The 16,753-nt window shown below is 64.4% G+C and carries 18 protein-coding genes; 11 read left to right on the top strand and 7 right to left on the bottom strand.

Features of this window, described 5'->3' with window-relative positions:
• The first annotated feature begins 665 nt into the window (after positions 1–665).
• The 4 genes from AMYHA_RS27470 to AMYHA_RS22745 all read left to right on the top strand — a co-directional run bounded on the left by AMYHA_RS27470 (position 666) and on the right by AMYHA_RS22745 (position 4,142).
• Positions 666–1,190, top strand: a complete 525-nt coding sequence (locus AMYHA_RS27470; protein WP_169732972.1) for a helix-turn-helix domain-containing protein — start codon at positions 666–668, stop codon at positions 1,188–1,190.
• Positions 1,191–1,272: 82 nt separating this feature from the next.
• The gene (locus AMYHA_RS22755) at positions 1,273–3,000 is read left to right on the top strand and encodes an ATP-binding protein (protein ID WP_034274421.1); all 1,728 of its coding nucleotides are present in this window, start codon (positions 1,273–1,275) and stop codon (positions 2,998–3,000) included.
• 361 nt (positions 3,001–3,361) lie between these two features.
• The gene (locus tag AMYHA_RS27225) at positions 3,362–3,628 is read left to right on the top strand and encodes a hypothetical protein (protein ID WP_157362339.1); all 267 of its coding nucleotides are present in this window, start codon (positions 3,362–3,364) and stop codon (positions 3,626–3,628) included.
• Positions 3,600–4,142 (top strand): NUDIX domain-containing protein, encoded by a 543-nt coding sequence (locus AMYHA_RS22745; protein ID WP_231104865.1) that lies wholly within the window; start codon positions 3,600–3,602, stop codon positions 4,140–4,142. The genes AMYHA_RS27225 and AMYHA_RS22745 overlap by 29 nt, the downstream gene beginning before the upstream one ends.
• Before the next feature lie 302 nt (positions 4,143–4,444).
• Here AMYHA_RS22745 and AMYHA_RS22740 read toward each other — a convergent pair whose 3' ends face one another.
• Together AMYHA_RS22740 and AMYHA_RS22735 are read right to left on the bottom strand one after the other, a co-directional pair.
• A complete protein-coding gene (locus tag AMYHA_RS22740; protein WP_034274415.1) occupies positions 4,445–4,678 on the bottom strand; it encodes a DUF397 domain-containing protein in 234 nt (77 codons plus the stop codon).
• Positions 4,675–5,535: a helix-turn-helix domain-containing protein gene (locus AMYHA_RS22735; RefSeq protein WP_169732971.1), complete on the bottom strand. Its 861-nt coding sequence runs from the start codon at positions 5,533–5,535 to the stop codon at positions 4,675–4,677. Before AMYHA_RS22735 ends, AMYHA_RS22740 begins: the two co-directional genes overlap by 4 nt.
• Before the next feature lie 816 nt (positions 5,536–6,351).
• Here AMYHA_RS22735 and AMYHA_RS22725 point away from each other — a divergent pair.
• The gene (locus tag AMYHA_RS22725) at positions 6,352–6,933 is read left to right on the top strand and encodes a hypothetical protein (RefSeq protein ID WP_034274408.1); all 582 of its coding nucleotides are present in this window, start codon (positions 6,352–6,354) and stop codon (positions 6,931–6,933) included.
• 121 nt (positions 6,934–7,054) lie between these two features.
• Positions 7,055–7,495: an NUDIX hydrolase gene (locus tag AMYHA_RS22720; RefSeq protein ID WP_034274406.1), complete on the top strand. Its 441-nt coding sequence runs from the start codon at positions 7,055–7,057 to the stop codon at positions 7,493–7,495.
• A gap of 423 nt (positions 7,496–7,918) precedes the next feature.
• On the opposite strand, the gene AMYHA_RS22710 is transcribed toward AMYHA_RS22720, so the two are convergent.
• Genes AMYHA_RS22710 through AMYHA_RS22695 form a run of 4 tightly spaced genes read right to left on the bottom strand, consistent with a single transcriptional unit; the run spans position 7,919 to position 11,310 of the window.
• Positions 7,919–9,109, bottom strand: a complete 1,191-nt coding sequence (locus AMYHA_RS22710) for an FAD-dependent oxidoreductase (RefSeq protein WP_034274400.1) — start codon at positions 9,107–9,109, stop codon at positions 7,919–7,921.
• A complete protein-coding gene (locus tag AMYHA_RS22705; protein ID WP_231104864.1) occupies positions 9,106–10,239 on the bottom strand; it encodes an MAB_1171c family putative transporter in 1,134 nt (377 codons plus the stop codon). Before AMYHA_RS22705 ends, AMYHA_RS22710 begins: the two co-directional genes overlap by 4 nt.
• 14 nt (positions 10,240–10,253) lie before the next feature.
• The gene (locus AMYHA_RS22700) at positions 10,254–10,793 is read right to left on the bottom strand and encodes a hypothetical protein (protein ID WP_034274394.1); all 540 of its coding nucleotides are present in this window, start codon (positions 10,791–10,793) and stop codon (positions 10,254–10,256) included.
• Between the two features lie 49 nt (positions 10,794–10,842).
• Positions 10,843–11,310, bottom strand: coding sequence for a helix-turn-helix domain-containing protein (locus tag AMYHA_RS22695; protein ID WP_034274391.1), 468 nt, complete (start codon positions 11,308–11,310; stop codon positions 10,843–10,845).
• Between the two features lie 189 nt (positions 11,311–11,499).
• Here AMYHA_RS22695 and AMYHA_RS22690 point away from each other — a divergent pair, with 189 nt between their 5' ends.
• Together AMYHA_RS22690 and AMYHA_RS22685 are read left to right on the top strand one after the other, a co-directional pair.
• Positions 11,500–12,048: a winged helix-turn-helix transcriptional regulator gene (locus AMYHA_RS22690; protein ID WP_051400208.1), complete on the top strand. Its 549-nt coding sequence runs from the start codon at positions 11,500–11,502 to the stop codon at positions 12,046–12,048.
• Between the two features lie 102 nt (positions 12,049–12,150).
• A complete protein-coding gene (locus tag AMYHA_RS22685; protein WP_051400207.1) occupies positions 12,151–12,807 on the top strand; it encodes a prepilin peptidase in 657 nt (218 codons plus the stop codon).
• Between the two features lie 83 nt (positions 12,808–12,890).
• Here AMYHA_RS22685 and aspS read toward each other — a convergent pair whose 3' ends face one another.
• Positions 12,891–14,666 (bottom strand): aspartate--tRNA ligase, encoded by a 1,776-nt coding sequence (gene aspS / locus AMYHA_RS22680; protein WP_034274389.1) that lies wholly within the window; start codon positions 14,664–14,666, stop codon positions 12,891–12,893.
• A 253-nt stretch (positions 14,667–14,919) separates the two neighbouring features.
• Here aspS and AMYHA_RS22675 point away from each other — a divergent pair, with 253 nt between their 5' ends.
• From AMYHA_RS22675 to AMYHA_RS26060, 3 genes are all read left to right on the top strand, one after another.
• On the top strand, positions 14,920–15,201 hold the full coding sequence (locus tag AMYHA_RS22675; RefSeq protein ID WP_051400206.1) for an Os1348 family NHLP clan protein: 282 nt from the start codon (positions 14,920–14,922) through the stop codon (positions 15,199–15,201).
• 87 nt (positions 15,202–15,288) lie between these two features.
• Positions 15,289–16,020, top strand: a complete 732-nt coding sequence (locus AMYHA_RS22670) for an SAM-dependent methyltransferase (protein WP_034274387.1) — start codon at positions 15,289–15,291, stop codon at positions 16,018–16,020.
• Positions 16,001–16,738, top strand: coding sequence for a phytanoyl-CoA dioxygenase family protein (locus tag AMYHA_RS26060; RefSeq protein WP_051400205.1), 738 nt, complete (start codon positions 16,001–16,003; stop codon positions 16,736–16,738). The genes AMYHA_RS22670 and AMYHA_RS26060 overlap by 20 nt, the downstream gene beginning before the upstream one ends.
• The last annotated feature ends 15 nt before the right edge of the window (positions 16,739–16,753 follow it).

Here is a 16,753-nt window from a genome sequence, read left to right as displayed (position 1 = left end):
GACAGGGACGGCGACCGACTTGAACCAGCCGACGCGCATCTGTCCACCATCCGCACGCCGGGGCTTCCGATATCCCGCAGGATGATATGTCCGCCAGGCATCCAAGGTGCCCGCAGTCGGCGCTCCGAGTCCTTCCATACGTTCACGGTATCGACCGACACCGACAGGCCGTTACGGAAAGCGACCAGTTCGATACCGCAGAGCAATGCGCACGAAGTTGCAGCGGCGGACCCGGTGGCATATCCGGAGTGCGCTGCGTTAGTTACCAGTCGTAACTGGCACTGCCGTGCTGAGATCGATGCCCGTAGGGTTTGACAGCGTTCGGGCCCTGGCGGATTCCTAGTGCAAGCTCGCCAGGTTGTCTACGTCCTTTGCCGAGGTGGCGCCGTCGGGTGCTCGAGATCCGAGAGGGCCGCGGGGACGACGCATTGCCCGGCTTCGGCTAGCTGAGACGGCTTCGTAGCCGGCGGTGCCATAGAGGTTGAAGGCGGCGCGGACCGGTCGAGACAGGTCACTCTGTCTCGACTAGGTGGTAGCCTTCGAGCAGATCACTGCGGTCATGCCGCACCGGACCCTCGGGCTAGTGCGGCGAAAACGAGACCTGGTGAACAACACCAACAAGGGTCTGGCAGCTAAAGGGGTTGCCGGGCACCGGAAAGGCCACCATGGGCACCACAATGTCTGTCCGCTGGGCGGCGATCGAGGATTTGCAGCGGCGGATCACGCGATGTAAGCCCGGCTCAGACGAGGAGAAGACCACCGAGCACGCGATCAGCCTTTGCCTCAGTGAGACACGTGATGACGCCGAACCTCAGCACCTTGTGCGGAACGCCTTGCGCAACGGCGCACACGTCCTTGCACGCGGTAGGGTTCGTGAACGGAACGCTTTGCGCCGTTACGCATCTACCCACCTGCGCGTAGTCGGAACGTCGGATGGTCAGGACGCGATTGACCTGAAGTTGAGCGGCGAACCGTCGTCCATTGACGGCAATGACTTTTGCACGCTGGCCATCCAGCGCGCAAGCACTCTCGGTCCATTTGGCCCGCGATTCGTGCAACGCCTCCTCGCCGGCGACACGGTCGCCGAAGCGAGCAAAGCAGTCAATATCTCACGGGCGTCGGGCTACCGCGCAATTCGGCGCTTGCGCGCACTACTCTGCGATGTCCGCAATCTTGCGGACGCAGGGTGAGGGTGTATCTCTCCGAGACCATCTCCTCCATCACACGGTCAATTCCCCTTCAAAGCATCCAAAAGTGAAAGGAACTCCGATCATGACTACCGCCTCTGACGTGCCTATCATTCTCACCGGCCAGGCCCTCCAGTCGCTTCGAGAGTCCGGCTACAGCGTGCCTGCCGCTTTTGGGGAGGTGATCGACAATTCATTGGAAGCCGCGAGCAATTCTATCCGCATCCGCATGGACGAGGGCACGGACCGGCGCAAGAAGCGACACGTTCATCAGATTGCCTTCGCAGACGACGGTGAAGGTATGACGCCGGATGTCCTCCATCACTACCCTCAGATCGGGTTTTCCACACGTTATGGCCGCACCGACACCATCGGCAAGTTTGGGGTCGGCGCGAAGCTGGCCGCGCTCAACTACGGCAGGCGTGTCGACGTTTGGTCCCGTCAGGATGGGGCCGATCCGTGGTTGCACGTCTATTTCGACCTCGACGAAGCGATTCAAGCCGAGTCCGCCGGCGAGTTGGTTCAAATCTTTCCTCCCAGCGAAGTGGCTGTGCCGCGAGACATAAGTGACCTGCTTCCGGACGGATCGGGCACCTTGGTTGTGTGGTCCAAGGTCGATCGCCTTGAGCACGGTCGACGGGCGAAAGACTTTGACACGCTCCGACTAGAGGTCGAGAAGGAGTTGTCCCGCACCTTCCGAGTGTTTCTCAACGACGGCATCGTGATCGAAGTCAACGGCCGTACGTTGCTTCCGCACGACCCACTCATGCAGATGAGCGGCACCTGGTCGGAGGAAGCGCTGAGAGAATATTACACCTCCGGTGAGGGGAAGGAAGCGCCTTGGAAGCCGCAGCCGCTGGAGTTCAGGGCAGAAACGATCATGCGCGAAGCTGTCGACGTCGAAGGCCACACCGCCTGGCTAACCGTTACGCTGTACCCCTCATCTGTGACACGCAAGCGCGGTATCGGCGGCGATGCGCTCGCAAAGAAGCTTCGCGTCCCAGAAAACCAGGGTGCGATCAGCTTCCTACGCCGTGACCGAGAGATTAGCTATACCAACGTGCCGCGCATTTTTCCGCGTGGAGTTCAAGATCCCGACCGCTTCATCGGAGTTGAGGTATCGTTTACCCCCGAGCTCGATGACTACTTCGGTGTACGGAACGTGAAACGCGGCGCGGAGCCACACGATCAGCTGCGCGACAAGATCCGCAATCTTCTGGGCAAGGCGGTTCCGGAAGCTCGCGCGAAGCTGGAGGCAAACTGGGCAGAGGCCCGGCGGAAGTCCAATCAGAAGACTGGTGAGCACGGTGCTGTTACGCAAGCCGCGGCCGAGGCGAATCGAACCATGCCCAAGTCCCGCGCCAGGTCAGATGTCGAGCCCGAGCGTGCTTTCGCAGACCTCGCCGACGATGTGCTTGGTGACGACGCACCAAAGGATGAACGCGACGAGTACTTGACGCGACTTAAGGAGCTTCCATTTGCCATCGAGTCTGTGAATTTCCCCGGAAAACAATTCGTTGACATCCAACATGTCGACGGTAAGGTGATCATCCGTCTCAACACCCGACACCGCTTCTACCGTGAGACTTGGGAGCCGCTCAAGGAGATCGCTGAGAGCGAACCCGGAACTCGACACAACGAGCAGACGGTCCGGACAGCCCGGCGTACCGTCGAGACGTTGACCCTGTTGCTCATCGCCTATGGTAAGGCCGAGTCCATGCACGAACATCCCGCTGACCAGTACGGCGAGTTGCGTGACTTCTGGGGCATGTTCCTGGACTCCCTCATGAACAAGGTCAAGGACGTCGTGTGATAGCGGCTGGGTGGCGAGTCCTAACGCGACTTGCCACCCAGATTCGCCGAAGGTGTCGTAAAGTCGCCTTGAACATGCTCGGGAGGAGGCAATGCCCACGAGGTCACCGCAGAAGAAGCCCTTGATTATGGGTGTGAGCGGTGCGAACAAGGCGCACGACCGGCACCTCCCCATATGGCTGGATCGGCAGCTGCTACGGCGCCGCTTGGTAACTGGTCAGGTCTCGGTCGACGTGGCTAGTTGATCTTCTCTTCTGGTCGTTGATCATGGTGTGGTGCCTGCCGATCGTGGTCCGTCCTATGAGGAGCTCGCTGCCCTCGTCGTGGGACCAGGCTGAGCGGATTGGGAAGTTGGAGCCGAGGTGGCTGAGCTGCCGCCTACGATCACCCTGGGCAGCAACTCGGCGACCCGTCTCGACAAGGTCATCGCGGTCCTCGGGCGCGTCTTGGCCGAAGTTGCCAGTATCGAAGACGACCTCAACAAGAACGCACCCCGGCTCGACAGCGAGCAGTCCACGCATACGCAAAGAGCCACAGTGCTGCTGCGAATGGCCCAGGACGCCACCATTGAAGCCGCCCGTACCTGGTTACCACGGTGCGATGCGCTACCTGAATCCCGGCGACCATAGCGAGTCCAATCGCCCAACTCACCCTTCTCGCGATCAGGCACCTTCTATCCCACCAGGCGGGCAGGCCAGCCGATCGATCATGGCACCCGCCCTGACCGAGGTGATCGCCCGCGCCGTCATCCGGGTCGACGAGATGCTGCTGGTGGCACATGCTCACGGCACCAACTCGGTCTTCCTGCCTGGCGGCCACGTCGAACCCGGCGAGCCCGTAGAACAGGCTCTGCGTCGCGAACTCGGCGAAGAGCTCGGCGTCGACGCCGAGCTCGGCCCCCTGCTCGGCATCGTCGAACACACCTATACCGACGATGACGCCGTCGCCCGCCACGAGGTCAACCTCGTCTTCGACGTCACCGTCGCCGACGCTACTCTCGCCAGCCGCGAAACCCACATTGAAATCGCCTGGATCCCCCTCGCCGATCTCGAAGACGCCAAGCTCCTCCCCGCGGACTTGCGGCATGTCATTCGAACACCCACGGCAACCGGACCGGTGTGGGTGCCTTGGAGGCCACAGTGATCACACACCACCATCAACGCCAGCACAGGGATCGAAGGTCAGGGGCCCGGGGTACAACCAAGCATTGATCGTCACACGACAGCGCGACGTCGGTGCGAACACCGAAAGCACTTCAACCTCTGACGATGGCCCGCCCATCGGCATCCAGAACATCCCCACGCCGGAATGTGCGGCGCAGTAGTCATCCACAACCTCACGACCAGCGGCACAAGTAGGTTGATCGGCCCGTCCGGAGCCTCACCGACGAGACCGGGGATGTCCGACTCTTCGACGAGTTGCGTCAGCAGCGGCTCCAGCCGCTCTCACGAATGCTGACCGTCGAACTCTCCGGCCTTCGCGCCAGCGATGAACGCATTCCACTCGCCCTGGGAGAAGGCCAGCACGGGGCTCGAGCCGCCGAGCTTGGAGTCGCGCACGCCCACCCAACCGGGCACATCAGTCGTGATCTCGACGCAGTCGCTCGCTCCCTGCGAGTACGACGACTTCTGCCACGTTGTCGCTTGGCGAAGGGCCGCAGAGGGAGTCTGTTCGGTCACGTAAGCTCCTGGGCACGCTGGAGGATCATCTGTTTGGATTCTACCGGCTTGCAGGCTGCGATCTGGAGATGGGTGAGGGCGTTGCGATACTCGCGGACGTCGTCAGCCTCCTCGTAGTAGGTCCCCTGGATAAGGCCGTCGGTGTAGGCGACCGTCGGGTCGCCGAGCAGGTCGGAGAAGTGCAGCATGATGAACGGACCGTTGATGCCGGCGTGAGGGCCAACGTTCATCGGAAGAACCTGGATCGTTACGGTGGGCTGGTCGGCAAGCTTGGCAAGGTGCTCGAGCTGTTCACGCATGACCTTCTTGTTCTTGGCGGTGCGATACAGCACTGACTCGTCGATGACCGACCACACCGTCGGCGGCTCGGTCTCGCGTTGAAACAGCTCTTGCCGAGCGAGTCGTAGCTCGACACGCCTGCTGATCTCGTGCTCGGCGATCTCAGGTCTGCCTTGGCGGATCACCGCTTCGGCGTAGTCGGCTGTTTGGAACAGGCCCGGTACGACGAGGGCTTCGTAACTCTCGATCTGGGTCGCGCTCGATTCCAGCCCGAGGAAGAGGTCGAACCACTTGGGCGCGGCCCCGGCGAACGGCGTCCACCAGTCCGAGCCACTGCGTGCGGCTTTGAGTAGGTCGACGAACCGCTCTTCGCGGTCCGATGCGCCATAAAGGCCGAGCATCTCACGCAGCTCCGACGCCTTCGGCAGGTTTCGCGCGATCTCGATGTGGGTCACCTTGCTGACCGCGCAGACCAGCCGTTCGGCGACTTGTTGCCTGCTGATCCCAGCTTGCTCGCGCAACTTGCGCAGCTCGAGCGCGATCCACCACCTCAGCACAGTGGGGCTGGACGTCGTCACGATCTTGTGCCTCCCGTTCCTGTCGTCGGCCCTGCGTGCCGAGCACGCACCAAGCCAGGGGTAATTCCTGCGCGAACTTGTGAAGTGACATATCACAATGTAACGTGTCACAGTGATGCGTCACATAGTGACGAATGAAGACGCTAGACCACGAACATCTGGTCGGCAAACCGCGTCCTGCGTCGGCCGTTAGGGAGGCTTCATGCGCATCGAAGCAGAACATTTCCACGATGCGAGACATGACGGCAGCGCTGGCGATCGATCGCGCTTGACAAGCTCGCCGCCGACGACATCCGGCCAAGCGGTCGTCACACATGATCTGCCTGGTGGGCAGGGGGCTGCCCCGACCATTCCCTGCCCACCAGGTGTCCACAGGCCCGCCCGAGGTGGGCGCCGTGGGTAAGCACAACCGCCGCGCCAGCTGGGCGGTGTGGCTCGGTACCCGGAATCGCCGAGCTGGCAGGTGGCGACGGTCGGTCCGTGGCCGGAGCGACGACGGGCGTCGCGTCGACGTTCGTGTCGAGCTGGATGAGGATGCTGTCTTTCTGGGCGTTCCCGGCCAGACTGGCGTGTGGCTATCGCCGCTGCGGGTGGGCCAACTCCGTGCGGCGTTGCGGGACGCTGTGGTGCGACTCGACCGGCAAGACCACGACACCGCGCCCGACGATCTGCAAGTCCCGGAACGACCACGCCCGTCACCGCATCCACGAGTCCCGGCTCGACGGGAACGTGTTGTCCTCGATGAATCGACCGAGTCGACAAAGCCCACATTCCGCCCCATTGATCCAGCGACCATCTTTCGGTTGGAGCCCCCCGATGACACAGCACACGACTGCCGCGATCAGCCCTGCGGCGCAGGTCCGATCTGGCCGTCATACGACCACGACTCCGCATCTCAACGCACGGCACCAAGACTCGCGGCGTGACATGCAGGCGTTGGCGAACGCGCGCACCGCCTACGAGGAACGCTTCGGCTGGCCAACACACATCGACACCCGCGCCGAGCGTGTTGTCGTGACCACGGGCGAGGTGCTGGACGCGATTGTCATGCCCGAGCACCTCGGCAACGCGGTCGCACATGGCCTGGTAGCGATCATGCAACCCGCCGCAGTCCTCGTTTCCGGCGCATCCAGGGGGCTGACGATCCTCACCTTGCCGCGCCCAGCTACGGCGGTCCTGCCCGCCAATCTGGAGCGAGCGCGCGTGCGCCTGCTGTCGCACGGGACTCCGGTCGCGTTGCCGATCCCGGGTCGACCACATGCGCAGGTGCGTTGGCTCTTTGCGCCCGGCGGTCCTCGTCCGTCGTTACCGGATCACTCGGTAGTGATCTCGCTCGCCCGCCGTGCAGCCGTAGCACTCGATGCAGACACGCGCACACACCAAGCTACTTCGGACTGATCCGCGGGGTTGTCGTTCCATGCGCATCCGAGAAACCGCTCAACGTCGGCGGGCGGACTACGACCCGGGGTCATGGGACGCCGCATCGAGTTTCCTTCCACCCGCCTACCGGAGGCTGTAGATGCCCACACTGGAACGATCACGCCATGTGGTGAATGTGTACGCCATCATCAGTCACGACAACAAGCTCCTCGTGGTCGAGGACTCCCGGATGAGTGGTTACACGCTGCCGGGCGGAGTTGTCCACGACCCCGTCGAGCACGCGCTGCGCCAGGCGGTCTATGACCAACTCGATACGACGGTGGCCGCCGCCGACTTCTGCTCCGTCATCGAGTACGCCACGCCCGATGTCAACGGGGAGCACGGTCTCGAACTCGCGTTCCTTTTCGATGTCACTATCGCCGACCCAAGCGCCATACATCCACGCCAAGGCGCGATCCGGTGGGTCGAGGAGAACTCGCTCGCGACGCTCGACTTACGGCCGAACATCCTCAGACGAGGCATGGCTACGGGTGGGTTGTCTCCCCAGAATCCATGGTGGCCCCAGCTGGAGGAGCCGTGAGAACGCTCCTCGACCCGCCCCAAGCGGCGGAGCTATTGCTGTGGGCCAGGAAGGACGGGTTCACCGCGTTCGTGCTCGGAGGGACGGACAACCCGCACGTCATTGTGTTGTCGCGCCGGCTCGGCCGCTACATCGATGTAGCCCATGTGCGCGGTGCCGATCGCACCGAAGCTGCCCGGATACCCTACGACGAAAGCGCCTCAATCTGGTGGCCACGATCGGTGGTGTGGCACTACTTCGGGCACGTGATCCCGGCACTCGAAGCGCTCCGGCAGCTCCCGCCTCCGCACGCCGAGTCCGCGCCACATCGCTGGTACGAGCCGCCGCGGGCCGGCGGCTCACCTCAGCCGTTGACGGTCACTGACGCGGAACGTGTCCGCACTACCGTGTGTCCCCCATAGTGAGCGCGGCGGCGGCACCGCGCTAACCCGCCGACCCAGACACGCCCGACGTGATGCGCGAGTTCCAGTCGATGTGGTGCTGGGTGAGCCAGGCGGAGGTATTGCGGGGTCCTTTGCGGAGCAGGATGGGGAGGATGAGGTCTCGGATCCGGCGTTGTACTGGTCCGGGGATGGCGCGCCCGGTCATTTTCGCGCTGGTGGTGACGAGTCGTTCGACTCGTTCGCGGCGGAGCTGCTGGAAGGTGTGGAACGCCTCGCTGGGGTCGGGGAGGTCGCGCAGGCATCGGGCGAGGATGACGCTGTCTTCGATGGCGAGTGAGGCGCCGTGACCGGCGCTGGGTGAGGCGGCGTGGGCGGCATCGCCGATGACGATCGCTCGTTGGGTATGCCAGGTCGGTAGGTGGGGGATGTCGTAGGCCCCGCTGCCGATGATGCCGTCTTTGGTGGAGTCGATGACGTCGACAACCGGTGCGCGGTCGCGGGTGAGCAGGCTGAGGACATGCTCGCGCCACTGGTCGGAGGTCGTGGCGGAGAGTTCCGCGCGGGTTGGTTCGGCGCTGGGGATGGTGGCGAACCACCAGGTCTCTCCGTCGGGTGCGGTGGTGTATCCGAAGAAGGCTTTCCGGCCGTAGACCATGCGGTAGGTGCCACTCGGGGTGGTGTCCGGGCTGTCGTGGGTGTAGCCGCAGACGGTGACCATCCCGAGGTAGCGGGGCGCGGGTGCGGCCGGGTTGATGACGCGTCGGGTGGTGGAGTGGATGCCGTCGGCGCCGACCAGGAGGTCGCCCGTGGCCTGGCTGCTGTCGGCGAAGGTCGCGGTGACGTCATCGCTGGTGCTGGTCGCGTCGGTGAGTTGTTTGCCGTGCTCGATGCGGATGCCGCGTCGTTGGGCTTCGTCGTGCAGGACCCGGTACAGCTCGGCGCGTTTGATGGTGCGTGCGTCGCCGGTGATGGGGGCGGTGCCGAGTTGTTTGCCGGTGCCGGAGACGAATTCGACGCGGTCGGCGGGGAATGAGTTGTCCATGACCGGCTTGTCGGCGTCGATGGCGCGTAGCGCGTTGATGCCGTTGGGCATGATGTTGAGGAACGCGCCTACGTCGTCGGCGCCGGTCGGGTACGTCTCGTAGATGGTGGCGTCGATTCCGGCCTTGTGTAGCGCCATCGCTGTGGCCGGTCCTGCGATTCCGCCGCCGATGATCAGCGCGTGCGTCATGATCCTCCCTGGTTGTCGGTCTCGCGAAGCTCACGTGACAGCGCGATCAGCTCGTCGACGTCGGCGTCCAATCCAGGCGCGGTGGGAATGGCGACCGGTGTCGCGTGGTCCGGTGCCGTGTCGCCGCCGGCGTGGGAGCGCAGCGCCTCTCGCAGTAGTGCGGCCAGTGGGGCGTTCTGGTGCCCGTTCTGGCGAAGCTGGGCGATGTACGGGCTGATGCGGACCAGCCCGTCGCGGCATTCGATGCTGCGTCGGTAGTAGCGGCGGTGGACGCCGCGCAGGCTCAGCGCGTCTTTCCAGGATTTGGTGGGGACGCGGGGGAGTTCGTCTTCGGGGAACTCCCGGTGCAGGGCCGTCCACAATGGTTCGAGGTCCCGGTATGCGTTGCGGTGTTGCCACCACACGCGCAGCGTGGCGAGTCTGGTGGCTGCGGCGGGGTAGAGCACGCCGATGAGGAAGAGCAGCACACCCGGCAGTAGCAGCGTGATCCCGGCGAGCAGGATCGGGCGTGGCATGACGCCGCCCGCCCAGCGGGCGACGTTGGCGGCGACGAAACTCGCGGTGGCGAGCACGATCATGGCCAAGCCCACTGAGGCGATGTGGAGCGCGCGCCGCAGTCGCGGTTCGGCTCGGCGTGCGTAGCGGTGGCAGACGACCAGGGCTGATCCGAACGCGAACAGCATGTAGGTGTTGGCCGTGGTGTAGAACAGTCCGATGCTCAGCTCGCCGGTGGGTTCGGGGTGGTTGCCCGCCGGCAGTATCGCGGCCACCGTCCGCAGGCTGTCGGGCATGATCACGGTTGCTGTCACCATGATCGTCAGGGCGGAGACGAGCGGCAGGGCGTGCTGGTAAGCGCGGGTCCGTGCGTGCGGTTTCTCGTGCGCGGAGTACAGCAGGAAACAAATCAGGCTGTATGACCCGATGAGCAGCAGGGTGTGCTGGATCAGACGGGAGGTCATCGGGTCCAGCCCCAGTAAGTCGGTGCCTTCGGTGGCGGCGACGCCGAACGGGTAGGCGCCCGCCAGCGCCGCGATGAGCACGCTGATGGCGCGTAGCCGCACGTCTCGGGGTCTACGCAGGACGCGGTGGAGCAGCCACGCCAGCACGGCGATCGCCGCGATGCCCTGCACGATCTGAAGCGTGGTCACAGCCAGCCGAGCCGATCGTTGAGTGCCACACCGATGCGGTCGGCGGCGATGTCGGGTGAGCGTGGTGGGGTCACTCGGTCGAGCACGGAGGCCCATTCGAGGATGATGGTGGCCACGGTCTCGGCTTCGCGCTCTTGCTCGGTGTCGTAGGACGTACGCCGCAACGCCCTGCGGATGGCGTCTGGGTACTGCTCGCGCAGAGCTGCCGGCTCGGTGCCGGGGTAGAGGGCGTCCATCAGGCCGTCGTCGGTGTCGTCGCCGTGATGGCCCGCGAGGATGTGTCCCAGCTCGTGCAGGATGATGTGGTCCTGGTGGGATTTGGTGGTTTCCTGCTGGTAGAGGACGTAGTCGGCGGTCTTGGTGGCGATCCAGGCGCCGAACGGTCCTGGCACCGGGATCGGGTGCGGAACCAACCGGATCGGTCGCCTCCGAAGCTCACCCACCCTGCGGCACAGTTCGGTGACATCAAGCGGTGGTTGGATGCCGAGGTCGTTGAGCAAGCGCCGGCATCGTCGCCTGAGCTGCCGTTCCTCCAACTCACTCGCCCTCCTTACGGAATGCGATCGCAGTGACCCTCTAGAGTAATCACGACTCGTCCGATCCCGCACCACGTTCGGCCTGCTCGAGCCGGTAGACCACGTCGAGCAGATCCATCACCTGCCGCCTGCCCTGCGGTGACAACTCGCCTGCGCGCATCGCCATCACCTGGGCCTCGCCGCTGTCGGCGAGGCCGACCATGCGGCGACGCTCCTCCTGCATCGCGGCAAGCTTCTCGTCGATGCGATCGGTGACCTCGTCATCGAAGAAGTAGCTGACGGGCACGTCGAAGAAGTCGGCCAGACCCTTCAGATGCCGATAGGTCGGGTTGTCCTTGGTGCCCTTGCGCAGCTGCCAGATGTAGCTCTGCGAGATCGTCTTCACCACCCCGCTGTCCCGGATGGCCGCTGCTACCTGCTCGTTGCTGTGTTCCTTGCCGTCCGCGCGCAGCCTTGTCGCGAACAAGTGGTTGAGCTTGTCGGCCAAGCTCCGGCCATCCGGCGCCTGTTGCGCCATCACGACCTCCCGCAGCCCCAGGCTCTGTTACCCATGGGAACGCCAAGTTGAATGAGGAGCTTCTCGTCAGTTGAAAATCGACTACGTGTGAGTTTAAACTCGGACGGATCAGATATCAACTGGTGTGAATCCGCCGCTACCCGGTCGGTCCACATCGACGCGAACGACGACGTGAAGGACGGTCCGCGAATGGGTGACACCGCCGCGGCCACGACCTGCTTGGGGGGCTCCATGACGTCGAACAACTCCCACCACGGGCAGAGGCAGAGCAACGCAGATCTCGACACCGACGCCGACCGTGCGGCCGGCAGTGGGCCAGCCACGACGACGCTCGGCACGATGGAGGACTGCCTACGCGAGCTGTACGACATCAAGTACCTGTGGAGCGACAAGTGGGGACCGGCCATCGTCGCCGCGCTCTGGGACGGCCCGCTGCGGTACAACGACATCCTGGAGAAGGTCCGTTCCTATTCGATCGCGGCAGGCTGGACCGACAAGACGCCAGTGCTTCACGAGAGCATCCTCACCCGCACCCTCAAGCGAATGGTCGGCGAAGGCCTGATCACGCGATCAGAGTCGTCCGGCGGCGTACCACCGTCCGTGTGGTACGCGCTCAATCCCAGCTTCGCCGAGTCCTACGAAGTCGGGCTCCCGCTCGTCGACTGGGCACGAAGGAACTCCGACCTCATCGCACGAGCCAAGGCCCACCGGCGCCACCACGGTGGCACCGCTGCCTGATCCGTTGACGTAGGCAGTCGCCGTGCGCGCTCCGAGAGCCAGGAAGGCGAACTCGATCGAAACGTCCCGGTCGGGACCGACCTTGGCGTCCGGAGCAGAGCCGTGGCCGTGACGTTGCTGGCCGCAGCGATCGGCGTAGCACTCGGACCGGCACTCGCCGCGTGGGCCGAACGCACAGTGCGTGAGGCACCCGTGCTGGCAGCGGGGTGGTGGCACGGCGGCGAGTCCTCAGCCAGCCAAGCCGCCGTCGTGTCACTCGTGACCGGCGGGTTGTTCGGAACGTTCGCCTACCGGTTCGGTGAAAGCCCGACGCTGGCGGCGTGGTGTTGGCTGTCGGCGACGTGCATCGTGCTCGCCGTCGTGGACCTGCGATGCCGACGACTGCCGCACCGCATCACGGCGCTGACGACCATGGGCGGCGCACTCGTGTTCGCGACGGTCGCGGCGGTCGAGGGCAGCTGGGCAAGCCTCGGGCACGCACTGCTGGCCGGTGCTGCGGTCTTCCTGGTGATGCTCGTTGTGCAGCTCCTTGCCCCGTCACACACCGGTGGCGGCGACACCGCCCTGTACGGCGCGCTCGCCATGCACCTCGGCTGGTTCGGCTGGACAAGCCTGGTACTCGGGCTCGCATTGGCAACGGGGCTGACCGCGCTGGCAGGTCTCGCGGTGCTGATCGCACGAAAGAGCGTTGCAGCGAGCTACCCGGCTGGTCCCACTCTGATCGCGGGAGCTCTGGCGGGCATTCTGCTGTCCGGCTGAGAAGCCGGTGAGATCGAGCGCGTGATCCGGTGGACGATCGGTTGGTGGTGGAGCAGTAGTGCCACACCACCAACCGCTTCCGGTCAGCTTGCGGGGCCGTCCTTGGCTGGTGGCTTGCGAAGGCTGAGGTTCAGCTCCTTCAACCGCGCTTCTTCGACGACTGATGGAGCGCCCATGAGGAGATCCTGGGCGTTGCCGTTGAGCGGGAACGCGATCGTCTCGCGGATGTTCGGCTCGTCGGCGAGGAGCATGACGATGCGGTCGACGCCGGGTGCGATACCTGCGTGCGGCGGCGCGCCGTAGTGGAATGCCCGGATCATGCCGCCGAACTGTGCGTCGACCTGTTCCTTGTTGTACCCGGCGATCCTGAACGCTTCGTACATGATCTCGGGACTGTGGTTCCGGACGGCACCTGACGACAGCTCGATACCGTTGCAGACGATGTCGTACTGCCAGGCGAGGATGTCGAGAGGTGTTTGGGTGCGGAGTGCGTCGAGTCCGCCTTGCGGCATCGAGAAGGGATTGTGGCTGAAGTCGACGGTGCCGTCGTCAGCCTTCTCGTACATGGGGAAGTCGACGATCCAGCAGAAGCGGAAGGCGTTGTCCTCGAACAGGCCAGCGCGCTTGGCTGCTTCGACGCGCACTTCGCTCATGATCTTGGCGACGTCGTCTTCGTCCCCTGCGCCGAAGAAGATCGCGGTCCCGGGCTCGCCCTTGACCTCGGCGACGAGCTGCTGAGTGTCGTTCTCGGTCAGGAACTTCGCGATAGGGCCGGTGAACTTGCCCTGTTCATCGATCCGTACCCATGCCAAGCCCTTGGCGCCGTGTTCGACGGCGAAGTCGCCCATCTGGTCGAAGAAGGATCGCGGCTGGTCGCCACAGTTCGGTATGGGCAACGCGCGGACGTGCTTGCCCGCGAATGCACGGAATTCGCTGTCGGCAAAGATGCCGGAGACATCGACGAGTTCGAGCTTGGCTCGCAGGTCCGGCTTGTCCGTGCCGTAGCGCAGCATGGCGTCGCGGTAGCTGATGCGCGGGAACGGCGAGGTGGTCTCGCTGTTGGGTGCGAACTCGGCGAACAGCTCGGCGAAGACCTGTTCGATGGTCTGGAAGACGTCTTCCTGCTCGGCGAAGCTCATCTCGACATCGAGCTGGTAGAACTCGCCGGGCGAGCGGTCAGCGCGGCTGTCTTCGTCGCGGAAGCACGGGGCGATCTGGAAGTAGCGGTCGAAGCCCGAGACCATGAGCAGTTGCTTGAACTGCTGTGGCGCCTGCGGCAGCGCGTAGAACTTGCCCGGGTGCAACCGGGAGGGCACGAGGAAGTCACGTGCGCCTTCGGGGCTGGTCGCGGACAGGATCGGCGTCTGAAGCTCCAGGAACCCCCGAGCGTTCATCTTGTCGCGAATACTCCGGATTACCGCAGAGCGCAACAGGATGTTGTTGTGCATCCGCTGACGACGCAGGTCGAGGAAGCGGTAGGTGAGCCGGGTCTCCTCACCGACGTGTTCCTCCGGGAAGACGCTGAACGGGAGCGGATCCGCGCTGCCCAGGACCTCGATCTCGCCGACCTGGACCTCGATCTCGCCCGTGGGAATCTCCGGATTGACGTTTTCCGCGAGACGGCGCAGGACTCGCCCGTCGGCGCGCAGCACTGTCTCCTTCGGCAGACTGCCCAGGGCCTCGTAGGCCGGCGAGTCGGACCGCACGACGAGCTGCACGACGCCGGAGTTGTCGCGTAGGTCGATGAACAGAACGCCACCGAGATCTCGCCGATTGTGCAGCCATCCCGACAGGCGGACGTCTGTGTTGACGTCCGTTGCGCGTAGCTCGCCGCAGGTGTGAGACCGGTACCGGTGCATCGTCCATCCAGATCGTTGGGTTGAGCGCAGCCGTCAGCGACGGCCAGAACCGTTATAGGGGCTTCCTGAGGGTACCGTGGTGCCCGACGCGCGTCGTGAGCCCATGCAGCCGGGCCAGGCTCGTCGCGAGTCACCCGTCGCTAACCTCACTGTTTGTAGTGCCGATGCCACCCATCTGCACCTATAGCGGTCGCGATGCCCTCGATACGGTGATCTTGGTACTGGGAAGACCCCGCACACTCGGAGGTATGCCGTGACTTCGTCTGTTCCACAGCTCGACGACAACGCCAAACAGCGCGTGGAGGCAATCCTGGCGCGCGCCGCTGATGACATCGCGTTCCGTGAGCAGCTGCTCGCGGACCCTGAGGCCGCGCTCGAGGACTCGGACTTGACCGACGACGAGAAGACGGCGTTGAGCACCATGCGGCGCGTCGCGTTGGAAGAGTGGGGGGTCGACGTTCGTCGTTTCCGGGCTTTCCTGATGGACAACGGCAACAAGTTCTGGACTGGCGAGGACGTCGAGCCCGCCGTCTGACCTGCTCTTATGGCCCGGTGGGGTGCGACCCGTTCGCGCTCTACCGGGTCGTCATGTCCAAACTTCTGGAACTAGGGGCCACCGGGTTTGCGTACGACCTCCATCTACTTGCTGGGAAGCGGGATCAAAGGGGCGCTTCACCTCACGGTCGAGACAGCGCAGGCACTACGCGCGTGTCGGCGGGTGTTTGTGCTCCACGCGGACGACGGCGTGCTGGACGCCGTTCGCGAGCACTGCCCCGAGGTCGAAGATCTCGCGCCGCTCTACGACGGTCAGAGCGTGCGCGACGATGTGTATCGTCAAATCTCTCAGCGTCTGGTAGACGCCGCGTTGGAAGACGCGCCTGTCGCGTTCCTGGTTCACGGCCACCCGTTGTTCCTGGTCAGCGCGACCGAGTACACGCTGGAACTGGCGGAGCAGCACGGCCTGCGGGTGTCGGTGCTACCGGCCGTAAGCTCGTTCGACACGCTGCTGTGCGATCTCCAGATCGACTACGGCTACGGGGTGCAGATCTTCGACACGACGACGCTGCTCAAGGCAGGATGGTCGCCCAACCCGCAGGTACCGCTGCTGTTGTTCCAGCTCGCCTCCACATTGAATCGCGCGGTCATCGACCGCGATCCCGACCGTCAGGCCCTGCGCCCGCTGATTGACCTGCTCGCTCCGCTGTACGGCGCCGACCATCGGGTACAAGTCGTGTGGTCGTCCGCCCACGTCTTGGAGGCAAGTTCAATCACCGAGGTGGCGCTGAGCGAGCTGGCAACGGCGGATCTGGAACTCTGGAGGAGGCCGACGCTCTATGTTCCAGCCAAAGACTGACGACCTCTACCTGCCCAACGCGGCCGAGCTTGGCGATATCCGCAAGTCCGTGTTCGCGGCGGGCCACAGAGTGCTCGACCGATTCGCCGAGCCCGCCCTCCTCACGGCCCTGCGGGGCGAGGCTGACCGCCTGTCGGCGGACTTGTCCGAGCACGCCGAGGGCACGGTGATCTCGCGAGACACAGATGGCCGGGTGCTGAGTATGCACTACCTGGACCGCCACAGCGACCTACTCTTCGATCTGACCCGCGTTCCCAGCCTGGTGCGAGCGGCGGAGGTCCTGCTGGAGTCGCGGTGCGTCCCGTTCCTGACCGAGTACTTCGCCAAACCCGAGGCGCGGTCGGAGGCCACGCCACCGCACCAGGACCAGATCTTCTACCGCGACCACTTCGGGGACGAACTCGCGGTGACCTTCTGGATCGCTCTGACCGACGTCACCGAGGAGGATGGGGTCCTGCAATACGCCACCTCGCAGCCCGAACCGGGTGACCTGCTTAAGCACCGTGCCTCCGAGGTGCAGAACTTCGGCGCTGAGCTGGTGGACGCCTCCGCCTTGTCGTTCGTCTCCGCGCCGGTCCCCGCTGGCGGAGCGGTCGTGCACCACTCGTATGCCGTGCACCGCTCCGGTCCGATGGAAAGCGCGAAACCACGCGCGGCGTTCGCACTGAACTTCCGGCGCTCGCCCTACCGGCAGAAGATCGACCCGCTTGAGCTGTAGAACGGACGCGAGCTA

It is taken from the genome of Haloechinothrix halophila YIM 93223, from assembly GCF_000504245.1.
Classification (GTDB): Bacteria; Actinomycetota; Actinomycetes; order Mycobacteriales; family Pseudonocardiaceae; genus Haloechinothrix_A; species Haloechinothrix_A halophila.
This window is presented reverse-complemented; position numbering and strand designations above follow the sequence as displayed.